Origin of the sequence: Lysinibacillus sp. NPDC097287 (genome assembly GCF_044761695.1) — a bacterium.
In the GTDB taxonomy this organism is placed as follows: Bacteria; Bacillota; Bacilli; order Bacillales_A; family Planococcaceae; genus Lysinibacillus.
In genome coordinates, this window is the sequence record NZ_JBIWCX010000003.1 from 243,096 (window position 1) to 266,812 (window position 23,717).

At 36.5% G+C, this 23,717-nt stretch carries 13 protein-coding genes; 3 read left to right on the forward strand and 10 right to left on the reverse strand.

Going from position 1 to position 23,717, the window contains the following annotated elements:
• Window positions 1-35 precede the first annotated feature (35 nt).
• Entirely contained in the window at window positions 36-1,430 is a 1,395-nt protein-coding gene (locus tag ACIQ2D_RS06625; RefSeq protein ID WP_402861681.1) for a S41 family peptidase, read from the forward strand.
• 346 nt (window positions 1,431-1,776) lie between these two features.
• Here the strand turns inward: ACIQ2D_RS06625 and murJ are convergent, their stop codons facing one another.
• From murJ to ACIQ2D_RS06645, 4 genes are all read right to left on the reverse strand, one after another.
• Window positions 1,777-3,303, reverse strand: coding sequence for a murein biosynthesis integral membrane protein MurJ (gene murJ, locus ACIQ2D_RS06630; protein WP_402861265.1), 1,527 nt, complete (start codon window positions 3,301-3,303; stop codon window positions 1,777-1,779).
• Window positions 3,300-4,400: a glycosyltransferase gene (locus ACIQ2D_RS06635; protein ID WP_402861268.1), complete on the reverse strand. Its 1,101-nt coding sequence runs from the start codon at window positions 4,398-4,400 to the stop codon at window positions 3,300-3,302. The genes murJ and ACIQ2D_RS06635 overlap by 4 nt, the downstream gene beginning before the upstream one ends.
• Window positions 4,397-5,542 carry a polysaccharide pyruvyl transferase family protein gene (locus ACIQ2D_RS06640; RefSeq protein ID WP_402861271.1) on the reverse strand — a complete coding sequence of 382 codons (1,146 nt, stop codon included), beginning with the start codon at window positions 5,540-5,542 and terminating at the stop codon, window positions 4,397-4,399. The genes ACIQ2D_RS06635 and ACIQ2D_RS06640 overlap by 4 nt, the downstream gene beginning before the upstream one ends.
• A 118-nt stretch (window positions 5,543-5,660) precedes the next feature.
• Complete coding sequence (locus ACIQ2D_RS06645) at window positions 5,661-7,925, reverse strand: S-layer homology domain-containing protein (RefSeq protein WP_402861274.1); 2,265 nt, start codon at window positions 7,923-7,925, stop codon at window positions 5,661-5,663.
• A 390-nt stretch (window positions 7,926-8,315) separates the two neighbouring features.
• Between ACIQ2D_RS06645 and ACIQ2D_RS06650 the strand changes: the two genes are divergently transcribed.
• Complete coding sequence (locus ACIQ2D_RS06650; protein ID WP_402861277.1) at window positions 8,316-10,211, forward strand: S-layer homology domain-containing protein; 1,896 nt, start codon at window positions 8,316-8,318, stop codon at window positions 10,209-10,211.
• 49 nt (window positions 10,212-10,260) lie between these two features.
• Here ACIQ2D_RS06650 and ACIQ2D_RS06655 read toward each other — a convergent pair whose 3' ends face one another.
• Entirely contained in the window at window positions 10,261-11,541 is a 1,281-nt protein-coding gene (locus ACIQ2D_RS06655; protein WP_402861280.1) for an oligosaccharide repeat unit polymerase, read from the reverse strand.
• Window positions 11,542-11,814: 273 nt separating this feature from the next.
• Between ACIQ2D_RS06655 and ACIQ2D_RS06660 the strand changes: the two genes are divergently transcribed.
• Window positions 11,815-13,743: an S-layer homology domain-containing protein gene (locus tag ACIQ2D_RS06660; RefSeq protein ID WP_402861282.1), complete on the forward strand. Its 1,929-nt coding sequence runs from the start codon at window positions 11,815-11,817 to the stop codon at window positions 13,741-13,743.
• Between the two features lie 1,021 nt (window positions 13,744-14,764).
• Here the strand turns inward: ACIQ2D_RS06660 and ACIQ2D_RS06665 are convergent.
• From ACIQ2D_RS06665 to ACIQ2D_RS06685, 5 genes are all read right to left on the reverse strand, one after another.
• Window positions 14,765-16,666 (reverse strand): N-acetylmuramoyl-L-alanine amidase, encoded by a 1,902-nt coding sequence (locus tag ACIQ2D_RS06665; RefSeq protein ID WP_402861285.1) that lies wholly within the window; start codon window positions 16,664-16,666, stop codon window positions 14,765-14,767.
• A 262-nt stretch (window positions 16,667-16,928) separates the two neighbouring features.
• The gene (locus tag ACIQ2D_RS06670) at window positions 16,929-17,858 is read right to left on the reverse strand and encodes a C40 family peptidase (RefSeq protein ID WP_402861288.1); all 930 of its coding nucleotides are present in this window, start codon (window positions 17,856-17,858) and stop codon (window positions 16,929-16,931) included.
• A 225-nt stretch (window positions 17,859-18,083) separates the two neighbouring features.
• A complete protein-coding gene (locus ACIQ2D_RS06675) occupies window positions 18,084-19,166 on the reverse strand; it encodes a CAP and S-layer homology domain-containing protein (protein ID WP_402861291.1) in 1,083 nt (360 codons plus the stop codon).
• A gap of 279 nt (window positions 19,167-19,445) precedes the next feature.
• Window positions 19,446-20,108 (reverse strand): S-layer homology domain-containing protein, encoded by a 663-nt coding sequence (locus ACIQ2D_RS06680; RefSeq protein WP_402861294.1) that lies wholly within the window; start codon window positions 20,106-20,108, stop codon window positions 19,446-19,448.
• 72 nt (window positions 20,109-20,180) lie between these two features.
• The gene (locus ACIQ2D_RS06685; protein WP_402861297.1) at window positions 20,181-23,630 is read right to left on the reverse strand and encodes a hypothetical protein; all 3,450 of its coding nucleotides are present in this window, start codon (window positions 23,628-23,630) and stop codon (window positions 20,181-20,183) included.
• Window positions 23,631-23,717: the final 87 nt, after the last annotated feature.

The window sequence follows — 23,717 nt, forward strand, 5'->3', positions numbered from 1 at the left end:
AAAATTCATATATAATGGAGATATTTAGAAAAGAGGTGCAGATATTGAAAAAAGTATTGTGGTCTTTACTTTTCATCATTAGTTTGTTTGTCTTATCATTAGATCAGTCTTCTGCTGCTACAAATGAACAGCTCGTCAAAGAAATAAAAGAAATCATTACAGAAAATTATGTTGGTACAATTGATGGAAATTTAAATACTGCAAAGACCATACCAGAAATTATTGATATGCTAGATCCTTATTCAACGTACTTTACGAAAGAAGAGTATTATGAATACACAAATAGCATTAACCTCTCTACAACTGGAATTGGGGTTGTTATTGAAGAACATGATGATGGGATTCATATTTTACAGGTCATTGACGGCAGTGGTGCCTCTTCTGCAGGCCTTGTAGCTGGCGATATTATCACTACAGTAAATGGTCAATCCATTATCGGAAGCTCTGTACAAGAAGTCTCTACACTTCTTACCGGTAAAGAAAACACGCAAGTAAAAGTAACAGTGTTACACGAAGATGATCGTACTTCTGAAAAGACCATTACCCGTAAACTATTCACATTACCGAATGTTGAATCTGGATTATTATTTGGAGATATCGGCTATATTTCAATGTCATCTTTTTCTGAAGATGGGGCAAAATTAGTGAAAAATGCTCTTACACAACTTAAGCAAAGAGGCGCTTCATCCTTTATTTTAGATCTACAAAATAATGGTGGAGGTTATGTAACTACAGCAGATGAATTATCCGGATTATTTCCGAAAGCAAAGATTGCATATTTACTGGAAGAAGCACATGCATCTAAGGTAGTAAAAACTGTACAGCAAAGCATCAAATTCCCTGTAAATACACGTGTACTTGTCAATCGCTATAGCGCTAGTGCAGCAGAAATGGTTGCTGCTTCACTACAAGATCAAAAAGCGGCTATTTTATACGGTGAAACAACTTACGGCAAAGGCGCCATGCAAGGCTTCTTTGAATTACAAGATGGTAGTTATTTAAAATTAACAGTCGGAAAGTTTACAGGACCAAACGGTAAAACGATTCATGAAAAGGGTGTTACTCCAAGTATTCAAACTAAGTCAGACCCTATTTATAAGGCGCATTATGATGCTTTAAAAGAACAATATACAAATTATCAAGAACAAAAAAGCTTAAAAAATGTATCAACTACAAAAAATTTCACAGTGAATTTTTCACAAAAGTTAGCCACTACTGTTCCTAAAGAAAGCGTTCAATTAGTTTCTCTAGGAGGCGATGAGGTCGCCTGTACGGCCACAGTTCAAAAAGGCGATTCATTACTTATTACACCAACAACACCTTTAGAAAAAGGACAAGAGTACATGTTACTCGTACATCCAACACTTCAAACAGCAAAAGGCACTAAGTTAAAACAAGGTACCTACCTTCATATAGCTGTTGCAAAGTAAAAAATGGAGAAGTCCAATAAGTCCCTTTAAGCAGAACAACTGGCTTTCTATATAGTAAAAATCCGCTTCGCTTTCCGCGGCACAGCGTAAGTCGCAACCCTCGCTACGCGCGGTTTGTTGCGTCTTACATCTAGTGCTGTTCCCGCAGGAGTCTACGCGGATTTTTACCTGTATATCAAAAAAACAGCTACTCTCTGTATAATATCTTTCTTATAAGTCCCCTCCATTTTCATTGCACTTCTACCTTTCATTTCTTCTTCCATTCCTTTTGCCTCATTCCCCCTACCTACATTTTTTAAAACAAAAAACAGTGGTTTCCTCAAAATTAGGAACCACTGTCTTTTTGTTAGTGTTTTAAAAACTTTCGTTTCAATTTGTCCGTTAATTCTTTAACTTCTTTTACACCAAACAACAAATATGAACCGACTACTGTAGCACTAAAGATTAAAAGGCCTACAATAAATGTCACCCATTTATAGTCAAACACTAAGTATTTACTTGAGAAATATACGACTATAAAAATAATAATCATTGGTGGAATCGCTCTTAGGAACTGCAATTCTTTACTGAAAATACCCATTTTCAGATCATACTTGAAGCTTGCGTATACAACTAACATTACAAAGTTCACAATCGAACTAATTAGTGTACCCCATGCAATTGATACTACCCCAGTTGAATCAACAAGTAAAAAAATCACAGCAATATTTACAGCAAAAACATTTAATAAACTAAATACTACTGGTACCAACGAGTCTCCCTTGGCATAGTAAAAACGCGTAATATAGGTGTTCGCTGCAAGGAAATACATAGACAGTACGAAGATTGCAAACACTGGTACAGTATTTGCTGTTGATTGCTCGTCGAAATTTTTGTATTCGAAAACAACCTGTATCAAGTTTTCCGAATAAAAGTAAGAGTAAATTGTCACTGGAACAAGTAACAAAAGTAAATAATGTAACCCTTTAGAGTACAAGCGTTTTATGGAAGCATGGTCATTGTTGGCTTCCTTCTGACTTAAAATAGGATAAATAACTGTCGTTACGGCCGTAATTAAAATAGCCTGTGGGAATTGCATCAATTTTGATGCAAAGTTAATAGATGAAACTGCCCCTTCTAATTGTAGTAGTCCCGCAACATAGCGTTGTATCAGTGCATAAAGTTGAATCGTTGCACCGCCAAGCATAATAGGCACAACCATAATCCATAACTCTTTCGATGATAAATTACGTTCAAACGAAAAACCAACCTTATACGAATCTAATTTACGGTAGCCGATAATTAAAAAATACACCATTATCGCCGCACTTGCTAATGCACTAATACCATACCCTATTGGTCCGATTTTAATCGATAATACAACTGCGATTACTAAGAAAATTGCATTGTAAATTAATATCGCAAAACTCGATAAATGGAATTTTTGATTAACATTTAGTAAACCGCTGTACCAAGAAGACAAAACAAGTAAAATAGATGACGGCATCATCCAGTAATAGAGATTCTTCGTCGTCTCTAAATCACTTTGGCTAAGGCTTTTATCCTGATTAAAACTTTCTAAAATTGGATTTGCAAAGACTAACAAAATTAAAGTCATTAGTGATACTGTCGTAATAATAATTGTAAATGACTGTTTGACGAATAATGGGCGGTCCGTCGTTTCCCTGTTATAAATGGAGATAACAGCAGTCGTAAATGCCCCACCCACTACCAAATATAAAAAATTCGGAATCATATACGCAGTGAAAATACTATCGGAAATATGGCCACTACCATATTGAATACCTATGATCATTTCACGTAAAAAACCAAACACACGAGCAACAATATTAATAATAGCGACTGCCCCAACAATTTTTATAAATTTGTTCATAAGCCTTCGCCACCTTTAATGGCCGACTTATAAATCTCAATACATTGTGCAGTAATATTCTTTTCATCATGAATGGCTAACACATTTTCAACCGCTTCATGATTCATATATTGCTCTTTTGGTGTATTTACTGCTCGCAGTAGTTCCTCTGACAATGCAATAGCATTCTTAGGTGCAACTAAATGCCCCGCACCGTTACCAAGAAGCGACACCAGTCCACCTACCTCTGAAGCAATGACAGGTGTATCTGTCGCTAATGCTTCTAGGGCAACAAGTCCAAAACCTTCTAAATGCGATGGTAATACAAAGACATCACTTGCTTGGAACCACTCAACAAGTTCTGTCTGCTTTAATGGATCTACAAAGCGAACCTCTTCACTAATGAATGGGTGCAATGACTGTACAAAATTCTCATCTCTTCTTGAGCCTATAATCACCAGCTCCACTGGGCGACTAACTTTCGTCTTAATCATTTGAAATGCTTGTAGCAGCTCCTCTACCCCTTTTTGTTTAATAACATTACCAACAAAAAGGAAAATAAATGGCTCAGATGCTAATTGCAATTTCTTTCGAACAGTAGCTTGTTCTCCCTTTGTGAATACTTCGCGGTTCACACCCATACTGACAATCGAAATCTTTCCTTTAGCAATATCGAAATCCTGTTCAATTTGCTGAGCTAGTACAGGACCTACTGCGATAATATGCTCACTTTCATTTAAAATACTCGCCGTCCAGTTACGTATTCTTAGGCTCTTTTTAGCCATACGTTCAATATCTCCACCGTGTGCCGTTACAATGAACGGAATACCAAATAGTTTCTTTAATAACAACGACAGCATACCTGATGGAAAGACATAATGTGCATGTGTCACATCAATGCTTTTCCGACCTTTAAAGCCTTTCATCAATGTGGAAATTCCCCATTTTGAATATTTCGCAATCGTGTTTTTCTTGCCGGTCGCTGGGTTTGTATTAACAGCTATTTCTACATTTAGCCCTGCCTTTTCTAATGCAGTGACTTGATTTTTCACAAAAATGCCAAATGATAAATGATTAGATGTTGGATACATATTACTAATGACGAGAATTTTTTTCATAGACGTGTCACTGCCTTTTTCATTAATTCCTGACCATGCATAGCCTCTTGATGAACATGTGTAGCAATTTGTTTCGTCTCTGCAATTGATTGTTGCCAATTGCTACTTAGTCTTCCAACTATATCTGATAAAGCTCCCTCATCATCCTGCAAATCTTGCATTTGTAAGCAACGATCTGATGCATCAACAAAGGACATAAAGTCTTGCACTTTCGTATGGTAAGACACAGCAATAATCGGTGTCTCAGAATTTGTTGCAAGTATTAAGGAATGTAATCTTGTCCCAATCACGATATCTAGCGCACCTGTTACTTCTAACAAACGCTCAGGTACAAGATTTTCATCAATAATGCTTGTCTGCTGACTAAATTGCATTTTCTTTTGAATATCTTTTGTAACTGTTACATCCTGCGGAAATTTCGTTGCAAAAAATGTGATATTTACATTTTGATTGGCAATTACATTATCGAGGTTTTTTGCCATGCTTGTAATATACTTTTCATATTTTATAACGTCACCCTCTGGCCAATAGTTTGCATTATAATAAGGAACCGCCGAAACGCCAATATTCATAGGCTTTTCAGAATAGCTTTCACGGTCCATTTTCAATGTAAACGCTGGGTCACCGATAACTTCTATTGGCTTCTTTACACCAATGCTTTGTAGTAATTGTTTCGACTGCGGGTCACGTACAGAAATATTGGCTGCATAACGACACATTAAACGAATACTAATTTTCCCTGATAATGTATCAAGTGGGCCTGCTCCACATCCATAAATAATGTACGGAATATTACATTGCTTTGCCATCATTGCATACGTTAAATAAAGGTGGGCCTCACGTCTATAAAAATCCATCAAAATACCGCCGCCACCAATAATAAGGAGGTCAAAATTCGATACATACTCTTTATTGTTTCTAAATGTATGGATAAACGTTTTATATAAATTACCCTTTTTATAATACAATGGATAGCTATGTACCCCGTAGCGTTCGGATGTTTGTTGTGTGTTATTACTAAAAACGGTAATGTCCTCATTGGTTACCGAAAATGTTTGTTTTACTTGTTGAAGAATGCCGAATAATATGGATTCATCACCATTATTATCATTGCCGTAATTCCCCACAATACCTATTTTCATTCAACTACATCCTTTTACTTTTTAATACAGAGATTATACCACATATGAGCATTTTCTTTCTTTTTAAAAATAGTAAAAAGGCGACTTCACATAAAATTATATGTGAAATCGCCTATTTTTATTGATGAATTGCTCTGTATAAGAACAATCCAAAGTGAACACGACTAATTGACTCGTTTGGTTTATAAAGATTACCTGCATAGCCTGTTGTAATGTTATTAGCAGCTAGCTGCTGAATGTACGTGTATGCCCAGTCATTCTTTGGCACGTCCTTGAATACGATATTGCTCGTCCCTTTCAAGTCGTAAGCTATTGCCACAATTTTCGCCATTTGGGCACGAGTTAATGTTGCATCTGGGTCAAACTTATTATTTTCTCGACCACTCATAATACCCGCTTCAGCAACTGCTGCAATTTCCTTATAGTAAATATGATTAGCTGGTATATCCTTAAAGCTTGGATTTTTCACATTTGACGTATTTAAACCTAATGCACGGCTAATAATTACCGCCGCATGTGCACGTGTAAGCTTGTTATTTGGTTTAAATGTGCCATCAGAATATCCAGTAATTATTTTATTCGACGTTAAATACTCTACTTCCTTAAAATACGTATAGTTGTTTGGAATATCTTTAAACAAAGCTGGTTTTGCTACAGTCACAGTGACAGATTCACTTTTCGTACCTAATGTAGCAACTATTTTGCCCGTAGAACCTGGATTTTGTGCGGTAAATTTACCGTTACTTGTAATCGTTCCAATATTACCTTCAACTGACCATTTTACTTGAGAAGCATCGTAGACAATCGCTTTACCGCTATCATCTTTTGCATCTACTTTAAAGTCTACCGTTTCGCCTGCACTTACTGTTTTCGCGCTTGGCGCAATCGTTAAACTCGTAGGTGCGTCTACAATCTTAACAGGAAACGATTGAACAGCTGTGCCATCATGTCCAATATAAATACGATCATCACCAGCCTGAGTAGCTGTGTAGCTTAAGCCGTTAATCGATAATGTTTCATTTTGTGAAGCTAATGATAAATGCCCATCAAGTGGGAGTGCATTATAGTTTTCATCTAACACATATTGAACAGCTACACTAGAAGATGCGCCTACTAACATCGTTGCATTGTTTGTACTGTTAGAGAACTTAATATGCGTTGCCTTACCAGTTGGTGCATTACTTGCTGCAAGTAATGTTGCTGATACTAAACGTTGTGTGTTACCTGAATTGGAAGGTAGATTTGCTAGTACGACATTATTACTTCCATAATTACGAATACCCATTGTCGTCGAACCACCACCGTCAAGGTTTATGGCCTTTTCGACTCCAAGTGCTACTAAGTAGTTTGCTAGCTGGACCATGTTCATGCCTTTACTATGGCTTTGACGACCATCTACCGTAATGAAATGTACCTTATTCCCATTATCACTTGTTGCTACAACTGTACGTGGAGCAATTTCTTTTGCACGCGCGCTTGTTGTGCTCATCATAATATAAGGTTTGTTATCTCTTACTAGATACGGTCCACTTGCTAGCATAAATTGTGCGTTTTGCCATAGTTGATCGATTGAGAAGTTTACACTCATTTCATCACCAATTGCTACGTGACCTAGCTTATTATGCCAATCCCCACCTTGAAGTGATACGACAAAGCCAGTAGAAGGAATTGCTAATTTTTCTTTAGAGCCATACGGTTTTATTTGTGTAACTGTCCCTGTTAATGTTTGACCGAATGTATTTTCAGTAATCGGTGCTCCAGTATCCACTACGATTTCAAAACCGAACTCATTCGTATCTGTTGTTTTACTATAAAACTGAGGTGTATAAATCACAGCCTCATGAATATTTCGTATGCGATTTAAGCCAGACATTTCATAATTCGAACCTTTATGAGAAAGTGCTATATCAAAATCAAAATAGTCGATCATCCCTTTACCATCTGCAGTCATCCCGAAAGCAGTAGGCACGTTCATATATTGGTCGGAACCGCTTGAAACAGCTCCACCATTTAGGATTACATTATTTCTAGCGAGTAAAAACAATGGGTACCCTTCTGACATATTGTAAAAACTTGCATTAATGGCACCAACTACTCGATTACCTTCGCGTGAATGCCGATTTGCATTTGCTACTGTAGATTCTTTCCCATTGACAGCTGCAGGCATACCAAGTTGCACTTCTGTCGTTGGATCACCTACATTGATTGCCAAATGATTGATCGTATTTGTATTGGTATTACTGTATGTATATTGCTTATACTGAACACCTTTAGAAAGTGGATAATCCTTTTTGACTGTTTGAAATGCATATACATTTGCCGGACTATAAACCATTGACACCATTACGACTAAAATCAATAATAATTTTGCTATTTTTTTCATTTTTTTGCGCTCCTCTTACTTCCTTCAGCACGCATCTAAACGCTTATTGAATGAAGTTAATGCCTCTACTGAATGTCATAGTGTTTGAAAATCAGTTAGTAGCATTGATTCAATCCACTTTTGCTGACCCAAACTAAATTCAAAATCTGACATTAAATACACCGAGGTGTATTTGATAGAGTAGAGCTCTCACCTTCCTTTCTACATTTTACTTCTATAACACTATCAAAAATATTCCTAGATTGCTATAAAACATTCGTGTCATTTTACTCAATTTCACATAGTTTAAGAACTAATTTTGTCGTTGATACAAATAAAGTTCAAACAAATTACTCTTATAACCCCTATCATTCTCTGTTAAAATAAAGTAGAAATATAGGAGGTTAGAATATGAAAAAAACATTAAACGTCACACTACTTTTCGCACTAATAACTACATTATTATGGAATCCTGGTATTGCTACTGCAGATGAACTTACTGGTCATGCCCATGAAAATGGCCTACGTTACTTAATCTCTAAAAATGCTTTAGTCCCAGATACAAATGGTAGCTATAATGCAAATAATAACGTTACACGTGGCGAATTTGCTTCTTACCTATCAAAAGTATTAAATCTAACAGAGAGCAACGAGATTCAATTCAACGATGTCCCTGATACATATGCTTATGCGCTAGATATTAAATTTGCTGCAACTGCGGGCATCATTACAGGTTACAGCGACGGCTCATTCAAACCAACTGCTGCCATCTCTAGACAACATATGGCTGTAATGCTTGAAAGAGCTATCGATTATTTAAAAATCCCTAAAGGTACTTCTTCTATTACATTTAAAGATAATGATTCAATTGTCGCAGAGTACCGTCCTGCCGTAGCAGTTGGTGCGCATTTAGGAATCATTAATGGCTCAAACGGTTACTTTATGCCAGAAAAAAATGCAACTATCGGACAAGCTGCTACGTTTATTCAACGTTTAATGCTTCTTGCTGGTGATCAAGAAGCTAATGTTTCTACCTATATAATTAAAGAAGTTTCAAACGGTGCACTCGTTGGCAACCAAAGTTTCACAAACTTTGCAGATGCAGAAAAAGCACTGACAAAAAACAATCAAGTCATCGTACAAAATGACAAAATCATCAAAATGTCTTCTGGTTTTGTCGTAACAAATAAATATGTAGCGCTTGCTTCAGAAACAATTAAAGATCAAATCCCTGTTGCCGGGAACACAGAGATGGAATACTTAGGAAGCGATGCGACGCAAGTAAAGGTGCGATTAGCTGGCCAAGTAGGTTATTTAAAACAAACGGACGTTACTTTATTCCCATTCGCACTAAAGAAAGATCGTTCATATTATTCAAATGAAAACGGTGAAATTAAACATGTGATTTACGATCATACCACGAATAAATATTCTGCTAGCTATATTTATGGAAAAGCACCTGCTTTCATGAAGCCAAATGAAAAATACTATAGCTGGGATGGTATTTATTTCACAAATGACAGCGGTTCATCAAAAGGTAATGCTTATAACTACTATCAATTCCTACCTGCGCGTGCTACTACACAATATACAGCACAAGAAATTGATGATTATATTACAAATAAACTTGCTGAAATGGAAAGTTCCGGCGCCAGCATTTATAAAGATGCTACAACGAAAAGTAAATTAATTGGCTTAGGAACTACCTTAAAAGACATGGAAGCGAAACATCAGATTAATGCGATGCTTATATTAGCTCTTGCTCAACATGAAAGTGCTTATGGTATGAGTGACCACGCACAAAAGCTAAATAATTTATTTGGACTGTATGTATACGATACAAATCCACTTAATAAAAACTTTGAAAGTGTTACAGCCAATATCAATGAACTTATTGAGAAATTTTTACAACCAAACTACATTACACCTGGAGGCGCTCCTGGTAAAAATTTCGCTAATGGTGCTGTGATTGGCTCAAAAGCAATGGGCTTCAATGTAAAATACGCATCTGATCCATATTGGGGGGCTAAAATTGCTGGCCATTATTATCGGGCTGAAAAGGCAATGGGCTTTAAAGATGCAGGTAATCCGTATACAATTGGCCTAACAACAACGACAGGGTTAAACGTACGTCCAGAACCGACAACTGGCAATAGCCCACTATTTACGTATGCACGTAGCGGCATGCCTGTCATTGTGACAAATTCTGATGCAAATGGCTGGTATGAGGTTATTTCTGATAAGCTTCATACTGGACCTGCTTATATTAGTAAAGAATACATTCAAATTATTGAAACAGTTAAATAACAAAAAGGTGATATCCACGCTGCAGTGAGCAACGATGGATATCACCTTTTTAATAACGAACTTTATTATTTTCTGTTTTAATGACAGACGACGCAATAATAACGAAGCCAAGCATTAATATAAATATTAAATCGAGTAAACCTGTATGCATCGAAACCGTAAATAACGTAATCACAAATGCGTAGGCTACTGAATGGAAGCTACGAATACCACTTTGTTTTACTTTGTTGTAAATAAGTGAAATCAGTACTCCGTATAATAGGAATCCAATCGCTACTAGTAAATAACCACCATCTAAGAACAATTGCCCAATAAATGTCGGCGTTGTTGTTCTTGTTGGACGAGTAATATATTTACCCTCCTCCACACTTAACGAGTTTACAACCTCTGTTACTTTCATACGTGGTGAAATTTGCTCACCTGGTAAAACGGTATTGAAGATACCACGGTGAATTTCTCCTTTTAAGTAACCTTCCTCTTGCGTATATTCGATAATTTTACTCAACACAATATGTCCAGTTACAGTTTCACCATTCAATGCCCGCATCCATTTTGGTGTTAAGTTTACCTTTTGTTCAACCGTCAATAGTTTTTCTTCTTCCTCTACAGACAACTCAACATCTGGCTGGCTTCGGTCATTAAATTCTTTCGTTGTATCTTCAGTCACAACACGCATGAAACCGAACATCGTGAAAGCAACACCAATAACGAATAATGCCGAAAGGAACCAAGTTAGTTTCACTCGTTTAACAACGTAGTGGAAAATAATGATGCCTGTAAATAGCATAATGATTAGTGGCGTACGATAGCCCATTAATAAGAATAAGAACATTACGACTGCAAAAATCGAACCATACACTAGAGCCTTTTTCCACGTCATGTTCTTTTCTAAAATCATTTTGTACGACAATAATAACAAAATGCCGAACCATAATAATTGGCTAAAGAAGTTTAACTTTGGATCAAGATTTCGACGATTCGACTCATCAGAAATACCTAACCCACCGCCAAAAATCATCATTAAATAAGAAGCTAACCCAATCAATGTTAATAGCACAATAAAGTGGATTACATATTTCCCAAAGAAAGATAGTCCGAATGATGGAATTGTCCATTGCAGTTTATCAATGACATACACACCGATGTAATAGCATACAAGCGCTAATATGACAGCAGGCCAAATTGACACACGTACATTAAATAAGTCAAATCGATGGAAATCAAATAAGCTTGTAAAGAAATACAGCACTAATATAAAAGGTAAGAAGAAATACGGTGAAAATGTATCAATCTTATTGACCTTTGTAAAAACTTTTTTCAGTTTATCCATACATGTAATACATCTAATAGATGTTATTGCCCTCCTCTATGGTAAATTACGCATTGCGTTTAACAATGCAGTTATTTTTATTTTCCCCAATAAAACAAATGTTATTATATCATAAAAACAAATAGACTTATAGAAAGGATTCGACCGTTTTCGCAAGAAATAAATTCATTAATTCCATCTTTCTACAATTTTCAACAAACTATCTATTATTCGATAAATGTTGTGCTATATTAGCAAATAGAAATAAAAAAAATACCAAAAAGGCGGAAAATTATGAAAAAAATTTATACTTTGCTTATCTTAACTTGCAGTTTTATGCTATTTACAGCATTATCCCCTTCACAAGTTCAAGCAGCAACTCAAAAAATTGGTGTCGTTTTCTCAGAAAGCAGTGAGAAATATGCCAATACAATACATCCCGGCGGTACATATGAAGGACAAACAGTGTCACCTAAAGTGGATTATAGCTCGACCTACAACAAGGAGTTAAAAGCATTCCTTCTCTATCAACAACAAGGTTTTAATGTTGAAAAAATTTACGAAAAAGACCTAAATAACTTAGAATCATTAAGTCAATATGACGCTATCGTTTTTTCTTATACAGTCATGATGAATCATAAGCAACGCGAAAACGTAAAAATGTATGTACATAATGGTGGAGGCGCTATATTTGCTTTTCAAACAGCACGTAACGAATCTGCTAAATTCCCCAAACCAGGCCAAATGGATTTATCTCCATTAATTTATGATGTCGACTCATGGGTAATGGAATGGGATAACTTAACCGAAGTATTTAACGCTCGATTTATTGATGATATACAGTTGGGTAATTCTACAGTAAGTAACAAAAACACAGCACATCAAATTACTCAAAATGCTACAAAGGAACTTGGAAAAAACACATTAAATCTGAAGAAATCCGACACAGAGTGGGTCGAAATCATTAAGCCTTGGCAAGGTGGAAATTCCACACCAATATTGTTCTTCTCGAACTACGATTCTACTGATAAACCACAAACTATGAAGAAAAATGAGTTTGGTGCAGCACATGCCATTCAATATGGTAAAGGTCGTGTTGTACAAATTGGCTTTAAAATTTACGACTACATCAACATTACGGAAAAAGCAGATTGGCAAGATGGCGAAAATGGAGTTGCTTTCTCTACAACACAAGGGGATAAAGATGCACAAGCCTTCATGAAACACTCTCTAAACTGGGTTGCAGAAAATCATAACGACAATGTACCAAGAAAATATAGCATTTCTTTGAATTCTGACGGTGTGCAAAGCTATATTGCACCATCAGGTAAATTTGTCTTCTACTCTACTGTCACAGTAAAGAACAACGGTAACGTACCTGCACGTGGAACATTAAAAGTAGAAATTCTAGATGCAAATGGCAATGTAGTTGGTAAAGGACATGAACGCTATATTCCCGGGCTAGCTGCTGACACTACAACTGATAATGCCGACAAAAAGGATATTAGTACACACTCTGAGAAATACCAAATATTTATGCCAGGTAATTTAGCAGTAGGCACTTATACAATCCGCACTTCATTTGTAGAAGGTCGCGATGATCGTAAAAATGCCGATGAAAAATTTGCAACGGTCGCAGAAATTAAAACGCTCTCACGGGTAAAAGGTTCCAATAAAGCGGTAATTGGTACAGCACCTTTATTTTCAGATGTAGCCAATTCTGGCGGTGCTTACTACGATATTAAAAACTTACATGCACTTGGCATTATTAAAGGCAGCGGTGGAAAGTTCAATCCACAAGGTACTTTAACACGTGTACAAGCAACTGAAATGGTATTACGTGCATTAGGCATCGCTCCTTCTGGATCAGCTACACTCAATGCTAGTGACATTAAACCCGGAGACTATGGATACGCAGTTTTAGCAACTGGCGCTCGTCAGGGTATCATTTCCTTAGAAAATGGTAAGATTAATGCGCATCAGCCTATGACGCGAGCCAACATGGCACGTGCACTAGTAAACGGCTTCAAGCTACAAGGCTTCTCACCTAATACATTTACAGATGTACCATCTTCGCATGCTTATTATAAGGAAATACAAGCACTTTATGCACTTGGTATTACCACAGGCTACTCGGATAATACATTTAAACCAAACAACACTGTAACACGACAAAACTTTGCACAATTCGTCAATCGCACACTATACGCAAACTCAAAATAACATTACAGGCGTATTGATTATCTACGCTTCACCATTGTAGGAAGTTGATTTCCGATCAGGCTGACGCTTTACGGAGGCGTTCAGCCTGATCGGAAATCAACAAACATTCTAAAATCAAAACACTCCTTTTCGGAGCATTCCTTCACTCAGCCGGTTCCTTGAACAAACTCTAACGACCATTCATATAGATTTATTAATTCATAATGAGTAAATCGACTTCAAATATCTACCATAATAAAAACTACCATCTATTTTCATGCACATGGACTCGTCCTCACGCCTTGGCACAGCACTTGACCCCTGACCTGAGCGATTACATCACTTACCTGAGCGATTACATGGCTTACCTGAGCGTTCCCTTGGCTTACCCGAGCGGTTACATCACTTACCTGAGCGTTCCCTTGGCTGACCTGAGCGATTACATCACTTACCTGAGCGTTCCCTTGGCTGACCTGAGCGATTACATCAATTACCTGAGCGTTCCCTTGGCTTGCCCGAGCGATTACATCAATTACCTGAGCGTTCCCTTGGCTGACCCGAGCGATTACATCACTTACCCGAGCGTTCCCTTGGCTGGCCCTAGCGAATTGCTAAAGTATTAATCCATTCATAATACAGATACGATCTGCAAAAGCATTTACTTTAATCAAAATGGCATATTCTTTTTCAAATTTTTCTTTGTGTTAATTATCGGATTTGCATTTGCTCATTTAGAGTTATTAACTTAATTATGGATCCATACTAAAACATGTTCTTGACTTGATAACTATGTAAGCAATGGAACGGAAGGCGGCGACTCCTTGGGGATTAGTGATCTGACCCCCGGAAAACGTCCGCCTGGAACGGAAATCAACGGGTTCCTTGAACAACCTCTAATAAATCCTCACAAGAAGTCATTGACGAAATTGTTTTTCACCAACATGAAAACAGCGATTTCCCGAATTGGGAAATCGCTGTTTTATTTATTTAATAGAATCACTACCTTGTCTTTGAACTTGAGGTATCCCATTCTATCAATCTATTATTGTTTCGAATAATATTGTAAAATCCCGTTGTAAATAGATTGCGCATATAACTCTATATAACGTTCATTCGTTAGTTTGTTACGATCCGAATCATTCGTTAAAAAGCCTAGCTCTACTAAAATCGCAGGAATTAACTGATTACGAATTACATAGAACTGTTGCTCTTTAACACCACGGTTTTTCATATCTAAATTCGTTACAATTTGATTATTTACAAATGAAGCTAAATCAACGTCTTCCTGATGCATATCACCTGTTGAAATAGCATAATATGTCTCAGTACCTTGGGCTGAGGTATTTGCAGCCGAGTTTACATGGATACTTACAAAGATTTCACCATAGTTTGCATTTGTAAAGTCTACACGATCTTGTAAAGAAGGGTACGTATCACCTGTACGAGTCATTAATACCTTCGCACCAGCAGCTTCAAGCTTCTGCTTCACAAGTGTGCTGACCTTTAATGTAATTGCTTTTTCTGAATTAGAACCGTTCACTGTGCCCGGATCTTTACCGCCATGACCTGGATCAATAACAATAATACGATTTTGCAATGCATTACCGCCTTGGTTTAACAGTTTTAAATATGATTTATGGACAAAACCTGTTTGACCGCTAAATGTGATTTCTGCCCAATAGCCATTTATTTGACCAACTTGGACATACTCTCCTTTCTTCAGCTTACCTACAACAGTAGAAGTATTATTTGCCCCACTACGTACATTTAGATTATCAACCGTTACTCGTCCTAACACATTTCCTGAAACAGGAGGTGTCGTAGGTGGTGGAGTTGGTTCAACAGGCCCTTCCGTTTCAACATCAACTGTACTATTCGCGACAATATAGCCTGGTAGACCATCAACTACCGTTAAATAATAACCACCAACAGTTTTATAAACTGGTAATTTCACATCTCTTTTTATAGTTGCAATGACTTTAGAAGTAGAAGTTGCTTTTACGTATAAATTGACAGCAGCTGCCGTTGTCACTTCTTTCTGAACGGACCCTAAAACTTGTCCATCAGCGTCTAAAAATTGAGTATAATCTTTGTGAATATATGCGTATGCGCCTTTATACGTTACTTTCAACCAGTCACCTTCAACGGCATACACCGATAATTTACCGCCTTTATTGACAGTTCCCACAATATTTGCAGATGAAGATGAATCCTTAGATTTACGAATATTTACGCCATTACCTGTTACTTGGATTAATCCAATCACTTGCGACGTATCTGGTACTGATTCACCCTTTACAGGTAGCTCTAAACGATACTTTTCACTCTTTGCACGTGCGACAAATAATGCAAATTGTGAACGTGTTACTTGACTATTCGGATTATAATATTGTCCACTGCCTCTTGTAATTCCATTATAATAAATCGTATTTACATATTTAAGATAAGGATGTGTGATCCCAACATCCAAAAATGGAGAATCTATCTTTTCATATTCACTCGTATCTAATTTAAATGCCTTCGTCAAAACATGACTCATTTCATCACGTGTAATAGGCTTATTTGGTAAAAATTGTCCTTTTGTATTTGTAGAGAAATACCCTAATTGTATGGCACGTTCTACATAACCTGATAACTCTGTCCCTACTTGCACATCTGAAAAACTAGACTTACTTACGACTAATGGCTTATTCCCTGAAGCAATAACTGCCATTTTCGCCGCTTGTCCGCGTGTCACACTGTTAGCAGGTTTATAATATTGTTTCCCGTTTTCTGTATATCCCTTAATTACACCTAAATTAACTAAATAATTGATCTCTTCATAAGCTTCGTGCGTTTGGGGTATATCTTGAAAACCTCCACTTGCATTTGCACTATGTATAGTAAACATAGAAGCCGAAATGAATAAGACGCATAAAATAAGACTGATTTTTTTAATGTTCAATGTCTTATTTCCTCCCTTCCTGTTCTCTTAACCTGTATATTCTATCAAAATTCGCTAGATAAAGCATCATACAATATATAACTCTTTAGATTTCTTTTTTCTTTCATATCACCTCATTTAACTATAATTTTTCATAAAAAGAAGAGAGTTCGCTAGTGCAAACCCTCTCCAAATTATACATTATTTAAAAGAACTTTCCCTGCATTTTTTCAATTTAAATGTAGCCCCTATTCAAATTGAAAAAGAAAGATAATGAATTTGATTATTTTTGAATTCGCTCAATAAATGTTTCTAATTGTTTTACTTTTAACATCTCGTTATAACCAAAGCTTCCATCGTCGTTTCCAGATGTAATGCCGTTAGTTGCTAGAATTGAAATATACTCGGTAGCCCAGTGATTTTCTGGTACATCAGTAAATATAATACTTTCACCTTGGTTCTCGATATTAAAGGCAATTACTAATACTTTAGCGATTTGCGCTCGTGTCATTGGTGAAGCTGGGTTAAATTTTCCGTTTGAATCACCTTCGAAGATACCCAATTTTGCAACAGCAGCGATTGCCCCTGCATGCTCATACGTTGGTTTTATGTCAACAAAACCAGTTTCTTTATTTGAAGTATCAAGGTTTAATGCTTTTGCAATTTGGACCGCTACTTCAGCACGAGATGCATATACTGAAAAATCAATAGCTGAATCTTTTACTTCTGCTACTTTTTCCACTTGTGCTTGCTGCTCGCTATCTAATGTTGCAACACGCTTAGCGCCAATATATCTTGGACCCCAATAATAAGGATCATTCACATTTGAATAACTAACACCCTTACCAGTTTGTGAGTGTATCATTTTGTTGTTGCCTATGTATATCCCAACATGAGAGATACCACTGCCACTAGTATTAAAGAAAAGTAGGTCTCCAACTTGAAGATCACTTTTTGCAACCGCTGTACCTTGCTGATATTGTGAACCTGATGAACGATTAAGTTTAATGCCTAAGTCTGCAAACACTTTAGAAGTATATCCAGAGCAATCAAAACCACTTGTAGTTGTCCCACCATATACATATGGAGTACCTAAATATTTAGTCGCTGTTGCGGATAAGTCAGATGCTGTTGCCGCTTCAGCGTTATCTATTGGAGTTGTTGTAAATAACATAAATGATGCAAAAATCGGTAATAACCATTTCTTATTCATACTTTTGTTATACCCCTCTCGACTGCTCTTTTTTGCCTATTAATAGACTAACACAAATTTTACCGTTTATATTTTTCAATTGTGTAACGGTTTTTACCACAAGAGAAAACGCTGGTATATCAACGTTTTCACGTCTACCAGCGTTTGGAAGAGGGCTTTTTTTCCACATTTCTCAGTTCTTTGTAACATTCTTGTAATATATGATACGCTTTGTTACATAAAGACTTATTGACTAGAAAACATTTGTACCCAGTAATAATTTCCTTTGCTATCCTTCTCTACTGCAACACCCGTATTCGTATAATGAGCCTTCAAAATATTGTCTCGATGTGATGGTGAAGTCATCCAAGCCTTCACCGCAACTACTGGAGAAGGAATATTTCGTGCAAGGTTTTCACCCAAACTAGTATAAGAGTAGTCAAATAATGTCGCTAAATCCCATGCTTTACCGTAATAAGGTGATTCGTGCTCAAAGTAATTACGATTCACCATATCTTGTGCTTTAATGATTGCGATTTGTGTCAGTGGTGCATCATATGAAAGTGGTTCTACTTTGTATTTCTGCCGTTCAACATTTATTAATCGAATCACTTCTTGTGACCAATCTGTCGAAAAATTTACTGTAGGAATATAATCTTTTGATAGATAATCATAAGCTACTTCTAGCTTCGTCACTTTCTGACGAAAATCGATACTGCGCTCCACTAAAGCTGCTAACTGTGCACGTGTCACCAATCCATTCGGAGCAAAATGTTGTCGATCTACCCCCTGAATAACTTCGATATCTGCTAAAGATTCAATATAATCTTTAGCCCAATGTGTGGATGGTACATCATTGAACTTACTGTTATTTTTGGCGTCCACTTCAATTCCATACGAGAGCGTTAACATTTTTGCTAAGTGCATACGCTTTAAAGGCGCTTCTGGATGGAAGGTATCACTATTTTGCAAAACACCTATTTCTACTAATTTACAGATTTCTTTGTAGTATGGATGCGTTACAGGTAAATCCTCAAAGTTAGGTAAAAAAGAAGTTTCTAAATCTAGTTGCATGGACCGAGCAATAGCACTAGCCGCCTCCGCGCGTGTAACAGATTGATCTGGCTTAAAATTCCCATCGTCATATGTAGTCATATATTGCTTTGTCAACATATGTTGGATTGAGGAATTTGCCCAGTACGATACTGGTACATCTTTCACTAGGTTAGATGCTGCAAAAACTTTATTAATGCTAGCTGAACTTCCAAAACAAAACGCAGCTTGTAAAACAATAGATAGTAAGATAATGCTTGATATTTTTTTAAACATAGATGCCTCCTAATAAGCATTACTTGTATAAAAACTCCAAATTAATATCTCCCAAAAACTTTTTTCAATTGTTAATAATTATTTTCGCCTTGTCTAAATATTCATTATTAAGTATTGTGCTAAATTCGATGTTTGAGACTGGACAAAAGCTATTGACTTATACTAATTGGGTTACATGCAGCCTACAATCTGCATATTCTAAGATAACACCATTACCTTAATTTTCCTATAATTTATTAAAAAAACCACTCTAAAAATGACATTAGAGTGAATTTTTGTTTATTCAATACCTGTGATATAAAAATCGTCCTCAAACTTTTCAAGCGCACGATAAATGAATAACGTCATTTGCCCTCTTTTCACATACGTATAAGGAGAAAATTGAGTAGTAGAAGTTCCTTGTGTGATTGAATAGTTTACCAACGTCTGAATATATCGATTTGTTTCAGTATCATTAGTGAAGTCAGTAAAAGGTGCCGATATTTTCTTCGCCTGCTCCAAATGAAATCCAAGTGTTATAATTTTCGCCATTTGACTTCGTGTAATTAGGTTACTTGGATGATAGTTTTCGCTTTTTTGAATAATATCTCCCGTCGCAAGTGCCGCGATGTGTCCATAATATAAATGAGAAGTTGGGACGTCTTTAAAACCTGGATTTTCTACATTTTTCACATCTAACTGAAGTGCTTCTGCTAAAAAGTACGCCGCTTCCCCTCGAGTTAAATTCGCATATGGACTAAATGTTGTAGAAGTCGTGCCAAAGACAATCCCTTTACTATATAAGTCACTAACCGCCTTGTGTAATTCCTCTTCACTACCATCATTCTTAACATCCGTAAATGGAATGCTAGCAGCAGTTGTTGGTACCGCATATACAAAAGATCCCGCTAAAACTGAAATTGCTAAAGCCATCATATACTTCGACTGCTTACCTTGTTTCATGAATACACTCCCTCTTTAACTAGTAAAGGAGCCATCCTAAAGTATTTTTTAGGACAACTCCTTCATCATGGCTCAATATTGCATGTCCAGATATTCTTGCAGTACGCGGTAATTATACACAAGACCCTGTTGTTCAATAGTTAGTCCGCTATATAATTTTTGCGCAGATGAAACTTTCTTCTCAAAATTTCTGTCTTCTGGGTCAATAACTGCGATAGCATCCACTACTTTTAATACTACTGCTACATCTTTCTCTGCTTTTTTTAGTACATCTTCGTTAAGTACTTGTCCTCTTAACTTTGAATTTAAAGCTTTATAAGCAGCCGATGCGTTTGCTACATCTTGGACATATGTGCTAGAAGTTGTCGATAAACCCGCAATAAGCGCCACTACTTTCTTAACATCGCTCATGTTTTGCTCTGCTTCAAGCAAGATAGAATAATTCGGAACTTTTTGCTTATCTGTAGAACTTAAACTGTTATAATCTCTACGCGCCGATTCAATCATACCCAAGTACATTTTGTCGCTTGGTTTTAACTCAGCAATGCTCTTAACCACTTTAATGACACTATCTAGTGATAATACAATTTGTTCATTATAGACATATCTGCGTTGCGTAGCTGACAATTTATCATAAGCTTTTAAAATCTTTTGATATTGACTCTCGATGTCCTTCGATGTCATCAACCTATCAATATCTTCAACAACGCTTTTAACCGGCTTCATAAGCTTTTCTTGGTCTTGTAGCGTTTTGTAGTTTTCAACTGCTTTCTTTTGATCGCTAGGCAAAGCATTATACGCAGCTCGGATTTCTTCGATACGTTTAATATATTGCTTTGGATCTACCGAAGGCAATTCATTAATCATTTGCGATACGTTAGCAGCACCTAAAATACTTGTTTCTGCTGCTTGTAGCAAGTAATAGTTCGTTACATATTGCTTTGCATCCGCTGTAAGTGCATCGTAAAGCGCTCGTGCCCTTGTTGTATCTGCATGGAATGTTTTACTAGATGATTTTAGTTTACCAATTAACTCAATTACTGTAGATACTGGCTCATAGTTTTGTAATATAGCAATGTTATTGACATATTTCTTCTGGTCTCTTGTTAATTTGTCATAAGCTTTTCGTGCTGAATTTACTTTACTTACAAAGTTTTTCTGCTCGGGATCTAGGCTTTCAATTTGTACCATTACATTCAAGATTGGTTTAACTTCTCTTTCACGATTTGTTAGATCTTTAATGTTCGACACTAATTTCTTTTGACCAGACGAAAGCTTGTCATATGCTATACGTGCATTCATCAGCTTTGTTAAATAATCTTCTTCCGCTGGTAAAGCTGCATCAATAAGAGCAATAACTGTATGGGCCGATGTAAGCTCTGTTTCTGCTTTTACAAGTAATTCGTAGTTAATGATGGCCTCCTTTTTAGCTGCAGGAAGTGCATCATAATTCGCACGCGCTGTTTGTAAATCTTTCAAGAAAGTCTTACTCGTTGGCTTTAATGAAGCGATTAAGCCGATAAGTGAGGCCACATCCTCAACAGCTGTTAAGCTTGCATAGTTTGTCACACGTTTTTGCGACACTTCATCCAGTGCGTTATATGCTTTACGCGCTGCGAGCACCTTTTTCGTATAATCTTTACTATTAGGGTTAAGTGCTGCAATTAAATTAATGACCTTTATAACATCTTTATTATTCTTTTCATAAGTTGATAAAGTTTTTTCCTTCTCTACTAGCCTTTTCGCATTTTTGTTCATTGTTTTATATTCAGCGGTTAATGCTGCTACTTTTGCAACAAATGTTTCTACTGGCTCATTTGCTAATGCATCGATACGATCATCAAAAGCCTTTGCAGTTGTAATGTAGCCTCTTGCTGTTTGAAGTGCACTGTGATTTGTCACGAGTCCTTGTGCTGTTACTGCAACATAAGCATTCTCAGCTGCAAGAACATCATCTTTGTATGTTTTTTTCGAAATACTTAATGCTTCGATTTGGGCAATCACCCCAATTGCTGCAACTTTATCACTTAGATTGTTGTAGCTTTTCACAAATGTACGCTTTGCTTCATCCAACTTTAAATACGCACTATTTGCTGATTTTGCTTTTTTAATATAGTCCTTATTTGCAGGATCTAACTTTTCAATAAGTGCAATCACGTTTAACATAGATTTTTGTGATTTCTCAAAATCCGTTAACACTTTAATGTTTGTCACACGCTTTTTAGTAGCTGCGTCAAGTTTTTCATATGAAGCTCGTGCCGTTAGCATATCTTGCACAAGATCTTTCGAGTCACTTAAGCCATTAATGTTAGCGATCACAGTAGCTAATGCTGCCTCTACATTCGAAAGATCAGAAAGCTTTTTAATTAGATTTTCTTTAATATTATCTAGTGCTACTTCTCCTGTTGCATTTAATGCTTCGACTGCTGCTTTTAATGTCGCGATTTGTGTACTGTAGTCTGCTGTTGTCGGCTTAAGTGCATTTACTTTTCTCGATAAATCTACGTAATTAAAATACAAAGAAAGCTTTTCTTTATTCTGTACCAAATTTTTTCCTGTAGCGTCTAATCTATCGAAAGCTGCTTGAGCATTGATTGTTAGGCTTTCAAATGTATTTGCACCTGGTTTTAATGCATCTATTAATTTATTTACATTATCTGCTGCTGTTAAATTCGTTAATGTATTCGTATACTTTTTATAAGGTGTAACCGCATCATTATTTGGATTATAAGCTACAACAATTTTCTTTTGATCCGCTGAAAGAGCATTATAGGCTACCGTTACCTGGTCTGCCGCTACTTTAATCGTTGCAGAATCCGCTGTAGAGTTATCTAATAGTACAACCAAAGCATTTAGATTTTTAACAGCTGTAGTTGTTGCCGTATTATCATCAACCATTTTTAAAAGCTTTGCGATATCCGCTCCGTTAGTTTTAAAATAATTATTACGCTCCGCATCATTATAACCAAATTGTAGCGAAGTACCACGTATAGTCGGAGCAATAGTACGAGCTTCATTCACAAGTGCTTTATTCACAGCTATTTTATATTTTTCTTGGACTGCTAGATAAGATAAGTCCCCCGCGTTTACACTATCTAAAAATGTTGAATATGTACTTTCAACAACAGCTACATCATTTGAAAAAGTCTTGCTTGAGTAGTTTAATAAATTTATACTCGTACCAATTTCTTTTAACTTAGTTAGTAGACGTCTTTGCTCCACTATGTAGTTATATTTTGCTGTAATAAATTCAATCTCATCGTCATGAAAATCTGCTTTATCAAGGGCAGCTACATCACCTTCTGCTATAACCATTTCATCTGGTGTTGACTTTACAGATAGTTTGCCGAATTGTGCAATCATTTTTTCCCTTGTTTCCGTTGTCGCTACTGCATTTATAGATGAAGTTTGCTCCGTTTTTGGTGTTATTTGCGACTGTGCTTCAGTTTCCTGCGCGTTAGCGATTGCTGCTGGGGCTAATAATAGGCTTGTTAATACGCCAACTTTTAATTTACTTTTCAAATGACCCACCCTTTCACATTTTACTTATATAGGAAAATCGATATGTACATTTTCATTTTTAATTCCTTACTTTAGTATCGGTTTGGA

Bases quoted from the DNA above. Each gene is read 5' to 3' on its own strand.
- murJ (WP_402861265.1), bottom strand. From the start codon at position 3,303: ATGAACAAATTTATAAAAATTGTTGGGGCAGTCGCTATTATTAATATT.
- ACIQ2D_RS06635 (WP_402861268.1), bottom strand. From the start codon at position 4,400: ATGAAAAAAATTCTCGTCATTAGTAATATGTATCCAACATCTAATCAT.
- ACIQ2D_RS06640 (WP_402861271.1), bottom strand. From the start codon at position 5,542: ATGAAAATAGGTATTGTGGGGAATTACGGCAATGATAATAATGGTGAT.
- ACIQ2D_RS06645 (WP_402861274.1), bottom strand. From the start codon at position 7,925: ATGAAAAAAATAGCAAAATTATTATTGATTTTAGTCGTAATGGTGTCA.
- ACIQ2D_RS06650 (WP_402861277.1), top strand. From the start codon at position 8,316: ATGAAAAAAACATTAAACGTCACACTACTTTTCGCACTAATAACTACA.
- ACIQ2D_RS06655 (WP_402861280.1), bottom strand. From the start codon at position 11,541: ATGGATAAACTGAAAAAAGTTTTTACAAAGGTCAATAAGATTGATACA.
- ACIQ2D_RS06660 (WP_402861282.1), top strand. From the start codon at position 11,815: ATGAAAAAAATTTATACTTTGCTTATCTTAACTTGCAGTTTTATGCTA.
- ACIQ2D_RS06670 (WP_402861288.1), bottom strand. From the start codon at position 17,858: ATGAATAAGAAATGGTTATTACCGATTTTTGCATCATTTATGTTATTT.
- ACIQ2D_RS06675 (WP_402861291.1), bottom strand. From the start codon at position 19,166: ATGTTTAAAAAAATATCAAGCATTATCTTACTATCTATTGTTTTACAA.
- ACIQ2D_RS06680 (WP_402861294.1), bottom strand. From the start codon at position 20,108: ATGAAACAAGGTAAGCAGTCGAAGTATATGATGGCTTTAGCAATTTCA.